The following is a 6,636-nucleotide window of genomic DNA, read 5'->3' as shown; positions in this document are numbered from 1 at the left end:
ATGTGCGCATATTCGCTTTCACCGAACTGCATCATGAATTTTTTCAGCGGGTACTGGTCATGCAGCGCAAACCGGAAGTCCAGCCGGTCCATGTTGTACCGCAGGAAGGTATTTTCGGTCATGCTGATGACGCTGTCGTTCTGGTAAATCGCGTTGTTCGTGCCCTGATCCAGGCGGGTGAGGCGATGTTCTAATGTGGCGACGTAACGGGTCTCATCGGCGGACGTTCTGCACTGGCGAAACTCCGTAATGATACCGGGCAGTATGCGCGGCTTCACCGGTTCCCACGGCTTGCCGTCGGGGTACATCAGGAACAGCGCGGAGTAGTTGATGATGTGCTGCGCAGGGATGTCTTTTACCGCGCTGGTGAATTCGATTTCATAGCGCAGGATATCGCTGATGGCCTCGGTGCCGCTGAACTTGAGCACCGAAATATCAACGCCCGGCTGCCGGGATTCCAGTCGTGTCAGCCTTAACTGGTAATGGTTGTGGATCGGTAATTTACTGCCGGCAAGAATGTATTCCTGAATGCTCATTATTGAAATCCCTTTATCACAGGCGGTTCAGCGGTGACGCCCTGTGTATTCATCCGTTAACAGTTCACCGCCCGCGACGGGGGAAGTGAGAAAATAAACTTAAGGCAAATTTATTGTTAAATGATTCTACTCAGAAACCGGATAAACAGAAGGGGTGATGATCGGAAATGCAGCTTTTTCAGAAATTAACCATTTCAGAATGTGAGTCAGAAGAGGCTTAAAAATTTCCAGAATTTGCTGAGTAATTAGAGGGATAAATCTTATGTGTAACTGCATTGAATAATGCTTTTTTCCCAAATGTTTCCGCCTCTGAGGCTGGCGCGGGAAGATCTCCGCGCCAGCGTTATCGCTGCATTACGGCTCAGCGGCCACAAGAAATCAGCCGTTTAATAAAGTGAATTTAATCATTACGGCGTTATGCCCGACGTTGTTTGCACCTTCACGTCCGGTGTTGCCGCCGGGCCAAAGACGGTGTAGGTCGGCAAATCAACGTTCTGGTACGGCTCCCAGCCGCCGCCGAGGGCTTTGTACAGTGACACCAGATCGGTGCTGGTTTTCACTTTGGCTTCGGCAGATTGCTGATGTGCCTGCGCGAGCTGGCGCTGGGCGTCGAGTACGTTGATGAACGTTGAAAGCCCCTGACGATAGCTGTCGCTGGCGAGATCAAACGCCGTCTGTAACGCGTCGGTAGTCTGTTCTAATCCGTTCACCTGATCCTGATCCGTGCGGTAATTCACCAGCGCATTATCGACGTCCTGCAGCGCAGTCAGCACCGTCTGACGGTAGTTCAGCGCGGCATTGGCCTGTTGAGCACGGGAAAGATGTACGCTGGATACCAGACGTCCTCCCTGGAAGATCGGCAGCGTGACCTGCGGGCCGAAGGAGTAGAAATGGCTGCTCCAGTTGTCGAGATAACTCACGTCAGTGTTACGCATCCCAAACTGGCCGGTGAGGGAGATACTCGGGAACATCTGCGCGACGGAGACGCCGATATTGGCTGTCGCCGCGTGAAGATCGGCTTCGGCTTTACGCACGTCCGGGCGGCGACGCGCCAGCTGCGACGGCACGCCAACCGGGACGGCGGCGGGCAGGGCAGGCATCGGTTTTGGTGCGGTCAGTTCGGCATCCAGCGAGCCTGGCGTCTGGCCGAGCAGAACCGCCAGCCCGTTCATCGCCTGACGTTCCTGCGCCTGATACTGCGGCAGTTGGGCGCGCAATGAGCCTAACTGTGCGCGGGCGTTTTCGACGTCCAGCTGCGGAGAAAGGCCGTTTTTCTGGCGGTTTTGCGTGAGATCCAGCGTTTGCTGGGCGACGTCGATTTGCGTCTGAATCGCCGTCGTCACGCTTTGTGCGCCACGCAGTTGCAGATACGCCCGGGCGACTTCGGCTTCCAGCGACACCAGCGCATCGTTACGTTGTTCGACGGAAGACTGCGTCTGCGCATTCGCCGCTTCCACCTGACGCCGCGTGCCGCCAAATAAATCCAGCTCCCAGCTTGCATCGAAACTTCCCTGATACAGATTGACCGGGCGAGTCGCCGTATCAATGGCGCTGGAGGCTTCCGGACCAAGATCGTTAAGCTGTTGCGAGGCACCGCTGGAATCCAGAATGCCTTTCAGGCCAAGCTGCTGACGCGTGGCTTTTGCGCTGCCCTGAACCGACGGCAACCAGGCGCCTTCAGCCTGTTTGACCTGTTCGCGGGCACCGGCAATGCGCAGCACCGCCTGTTGCAGGGAGATATTCCCGGCAATCGCGCGGGTGATCAGGCTGTCGAGTTGCGGGTCGTTAAACGCTTTCCACCACAAGGGATTCGGTTCCGACGGCAGGGCTATCGACGCGCCGTCGGCGTCTTTAGGCTTCGTCATATCATTGTAAGCGCCCGGCGTGACCGGGTTCGGTTTCTGGTAATCGGGGCCCACTGAGCAAGCGGCTAATAACAGAGTTAATGCCGAGAGTGTCAGAAAACGGGTGCCAGTATGCAAAATCTCCTCCCGGCCTCCCCCTTCGCAGGGGGAGGAGAAGGACGGTGCATCGCGGAGAGAAGAGAAGGACACCGCTTTACTCCCTCCCCTGCGAAGGGGAGGGTTGGGGTGGGGTTTCAATGACATCACCGATGGCTGAATTCTCGGAGTAGAGCTTATCTTTTTCAACTTAATGTGCTCCGGCATTACCTTCGCTCTTAACCGGCGAAAGCAGGAAACAAAATGGGATCAAAATAACAGCGACGATGGCGCAATAGCCGAACACATCGATGTAAGCCAGGATGCGCGATTGCGAGATCATTTCCTGATACATCTTCACGGTGGCGAGCTGCATCGGGTCGCCGACGACGTGGGCGAAATCGCGTATCGCGGCGGCACTTTTGCTGACGGCCTGATTAAACTGTTCATTCAGCGGCGACATGTTGTGCGCCATGTGTGCGCTGTGGGCCTGCGTTCGTTCGGTCACTCCGGCCGTGGCCAGCGAAATCCCGATCGAGCCTGCGACGTTACGGAACATAGTGAACAGCGCGGCGGCGTCGGCGTTCATGCGCTGCGGAATAGTGATGAACGCGATGGTCGTCAGCGGCACAAACAGGAAGCCCAGCCCGATGGACTGCGCGCTGCGGTACATCACCAGCGTTGTGAAATCGACATCCGGCGTCAGCGTGGCCGAATAGATAAACGACGCGGCGAGCAGGAAGAAGCCAAACGCAATGATGTAACGCGTCTGCACAATCGGCATCAGTTTCAGCACCAGCGGGATCGACAGCACAATCAGCACCGCGCCGGGCGACATCACCAGCCCGGAGAGCGTAGCGGTATAGCCTAACTGCTGCTGCGCCAGCTGCGGAATGACCACCGAGCTGCCGTACAAAATCATCGCCATACCGGCCATCAGTAAACCGGCGACGGCGAAGTTTTTATCCTTCATACAGCGCAGGTCGACCACCGGTTTTTTGGCATAAAGCAGCCAGTAAATCGCGCCGACAATCCCGGTTGCCGCCAGCACCGCAAAGGTGACGATGAAGCCTGATTTAAACCAGTCGTCGTCCTCGCCGCGGTCCATCATGACCTGCAAACAGCCCAGTCCGAGCGCAATCAGCCCGATACCGATGTAGTCAATACTGAGTTTGCCTTTGGCTTTACGCTCCCACGGCGGATCTTCCAGCAACTGATAAATCGCCAGCAGGGCAATAATCCCTACCGGAATGTTGATGAGAAACACCCAGCGCCAGCTGAAATTATCGGTGATGTAACCGCCGAGCGTCGGCCCGACGACGGGTGCCACGATGATGGCAATCGATGAAAGGCCAAACGCCTTGCCGCGGTCTTCCGGCTTGAAATAATCCAGCAGCACCGATTGCTGGATCGGCTGTAAACCGCCGCCGAAGAACCCCTGTAACACGCGGAACAAAATCATCTGCCACAGCTCAGTGGCGATACCGCACAGGAAAGAGCAAACGGTAAACATTGCGATACAGATCAGAAAGTAGGTTTTGCGGCCCATCACGCGGCTGAGAAACGCGGAAATCGGCAACACAATGCCGTTGGCCACCAGATATGACGTTAAAACCCAGGTCGATTCGTCATAACTGGAGGACAGCGAACCGGCGACGTGCGGCAGCGCCACGTTAACGATGGTGGTATCCAGGATTTCCATGAACACCGCAATGGTTACGACGGCGGCAACTGCCCACGGGTTGGCCTTGGGTTTCCAGTAGCTGCGATCATCATTCATTCGACGGTCACCGTCGGTTCAACAGACAGGCCGAGCGGCAGATGATGATTTTCATCCAGCCCGCTGTCGATGACGATTTTGACCGGCACGCGCTGCACAATTTTCACATAGTTACCGGTGGCATTTTCCGCCGGGAAGGCCGAGAAGCGCGAGCCGGTACCTTGCTGAATACTGTCGACGTGACCGTGAAGTTTGATGTCCGGGAACGCATCGACGGTGATTTCGACTTTGTTGCCCGGACGCATGCGCTCAAGCTGCGATTCTTTGTAGTTGGCGGCGATCCAGATCTCTTTCGACACCACCGAGAACAGAGACGAACCGGCCTGCACCAGCGTACCTTGCTGCACATTACGCTTGGTGACGTAGCCGTCGAACGGTGCGCGAACCTGCGCATACGAGAGATTCAGTGTGGCATTTTCGAGCTGCGCTTTGGCCTGTTCAACCTGTTGCTGACGGGCTTCAACGTTGGTTTCGGCCTGACGAATATTAAGCTGAACCTGCGCGGCGACCTGCACCTGCGCTTTGGCATTCTCCAGATCGGCGGCGGCGGAACGCACCTGCGCGTTGGACGTGTCGATATTTTGTTGTGTGGTCGCCCGCGGATCGACACCGCGCTGACGACGGAAATCTGCCGTGGCGTTAAGTAAGTTAGCTTCCGCACGCGTCTGCTGGGCTTTCGCCTGCGCCAGTTGCGCCGGATACTGCACTTTCGCCAGATCATACTGAACCTGCGCCTGATGAAGCTGTGCAACCGCCAGCCCAAGCTGCGCCTGCGCGGCATCGCGCTGCGCGGTGGCATCACGCGGATCGATTTCGACCAGCAGATCGCCTTTATGTACAAACTGGTTATCTTTCACCGCCAGATTAGTGACATAACCGGCGATTTTCGGCGCGATGGTCACAGCGTCGCCTTCGGTAAAAGCATCGTCAGTGCTGATCTGATCTTTGGTCATCAGCCACCAGACCAGCGCCACGACCACCATCACGCCCACGACAATACCGAGAATAATTAGCGGTTTTTTGCCGGGGCCTTTACGTTTTTCGTCGGGTTCTGCGGTGTCTTTGCCGGAGGCTTTCTTGTCCTGAGTGTGTCCTTCTCCTGATTTAACCTGGCTGGAGTCGAGTTCTGACTGTTCGGAGCGTGCGTCATCTGACGCGGAAGGTTTTGCATTGTTATCGTTTGTCATAGTGCTCTTCTGGTTATCGGCGACCGTGCGCCGGAACAAAGAAATCTTGTTTTAAGCTAGATTGTATTGATGTAAATGCAAGTAAATTTAGGTCAATAAACCTTAGTCAGGGCACGAAGATCCAAACCATAGGGAAGGTCTTAAAAACCGGAAAATGGGTTATAATGCCTGACTGGTATTTGTATTTATCAAAATTAGTTGATTCTCTGCTTCAGGAATTCCTGTGAATAATTCTCAAAAAAACCGGCTTGTCCGGAGCCATTCATGAGTCGCCCGGCCCCTTCCTATAAAGGGCTGACGCGTATCGCTTCTCTGGTTTCTGTCTGCGTGGCGCTGGTGCTGGTGTGCATCAAAGTCTGGGCGTGGGTGGCGACGGGCTCGATTGCTTTGCTGACGTCGGCAGCTGACGGTCTGGTCGATGTACTTGCGTCTATGGTGACGCTGATTGGCGTGCGTTACGCCCTGCGTCCTGCTGACAAAGGCCACCGCTACGGTCACGGCAAAGCTGAAGCCGTCGCCGCTTTTGTCCAGGCGTTGTTGCTGGGCGCGGCGGGGCTGGTGCTCGGCGGGGAATCCATCGGACGCATTATTAACCCGGCGCCGCTGGCGCAACTCGGGCTGGGGATCTGGGTCATTATCATCAGCTGTGTGGCGGCGACCGGCCTGGTGCTGATGCAAACTTACGTGGTGAAGCGTACCGGTTCCACGGCGATTGCCGCCGACCGTGCGCATTACATCACCGACGTCGCGGTGAATATCGCCGTGCTGCTGGCGCTGATTTTCGAACGCTATTTTGGCTGGACGCGTTCTGATTCCATCGGCGCGTTGCTGATTTCTTTCTATATGATCTGGAATGCCCGCGGCATGGCCGCGGATGCGCTGACGCAGTTGCTGGACCGTGAACTGAGCGCCGATGACCGTAAACGCGTCAGAGAAGCCGTGCTGAGCGTGACCGGCGTGAAAGGCGTGCATGATATCCGCACCCGTAACGGCGGCGACCGCGTTTTTGTGGAATTCCATGTGGAAGTTGACGGCAACCTGAGCGTGGATATCGGGCACGATATCGGCGACGCGGCTGAAATGGCGGTGGGCAAATTGTTCAAGTTTGCCGATGTGACGGCGCATCTTGAGCCGGACGGCATCGACGACGATCGTCTGGATAACCTGCTGCGCTGACTGGCTGTCGTTATAAG

Annotated in this window: 5 protein-coding genes; 1 reads left to right on the top strand and 4 read right to left on the bottom strand. The window is 56.1% G+C overall.

What is annotated here, in order from left to right; all coding sequences use genetic code 11:
* From ACLBVC_RS23915 to ACLBVC_RS23900, 4 genes are all read right to left on the bottom strand, one after another.
* The coding region (locus ACLBVC_RS23915) for a contractile injection system protein, VgrG/Pvc8 family (protein WP_410151701.1) at positions 1–536 on the bottom strand (536 nt) is incomplete at its 3' end.
* Between the two features lie 407 nt (positions 537–943).
* Positions 944–2,704, bottom strand: a complete 1,761-nt coding sequence (locus tag ACLBVC_RS23910; protein ID WP_410151700.1) for an efflux transporter outer membrane subunit — start codon at positions 2,702–2,704, stop codon at positions 944–946.
* On the bottom strand, positions 2,688–4,256 hold the full coding sequence (locus ACLBVC_RS23905) for a DHA2 family efflux MFS transporter permease subunit (RefSeq protein ID WP_410151699.1): 1,569 nt from the start codon (positions 4,254–4,256) through the stop codon (positions 2,688–2,690). The genes ACLBVC_RS23910 and ACLBVC_RS23905 overlap by 17 nt, the downstream gene beginning before the upstream one ends.
* Positions 4,253–5,443: an HlyD family secretion protein gene (locus ACLBVC_RS23900; protein ID WP_410151698.1), complete on the bottom strand. Its 1,191-nt coding sequence runs from the start codon at positions 5,441–5,443 to the stop codon at positions 4,253–4,255. The genes ACLBVC_RS23905 and ACLBVC_RS23900 overlap by 4 nt, the downstream gene beginning before the upstream one ends.
* 264 nt (positions 5,444–5,707) lie before the next feature.
* Here ACLBVC_RS23900 and ACLBVC_RS23895 point away from each other — a divergent pair, with 264 nt between their 5' ends.
* Positions 5,708–6,619, top strand: a complete 912-nt coding sequence (locus ACLBVC_RS23895) for a cation diffusion facilitator family transporter (RefSeq protein ID WP_410151697.1) — start codon at positions 5,708–5,710, stop codon at positions 6,617–6,619.
* The last annotated feature ends 17 nt before the right edge of the window (positions 6,620–6,636 follow it).

The organism is Rahnella selenatireducens, assembly GCF_046449555.1.
Lineage (GTDB): Bacteria > Pseudomonadota > Gammaproteobacteria > Enterobacterales > Enterobacteriaceae > Rahnella > Rahnella selenatireducens.
The sequence above is the reverse complement of the archived record's forward strand: the minus strand, read 5'-3'. Positions and strand labels throughout refer to the sequence as shown.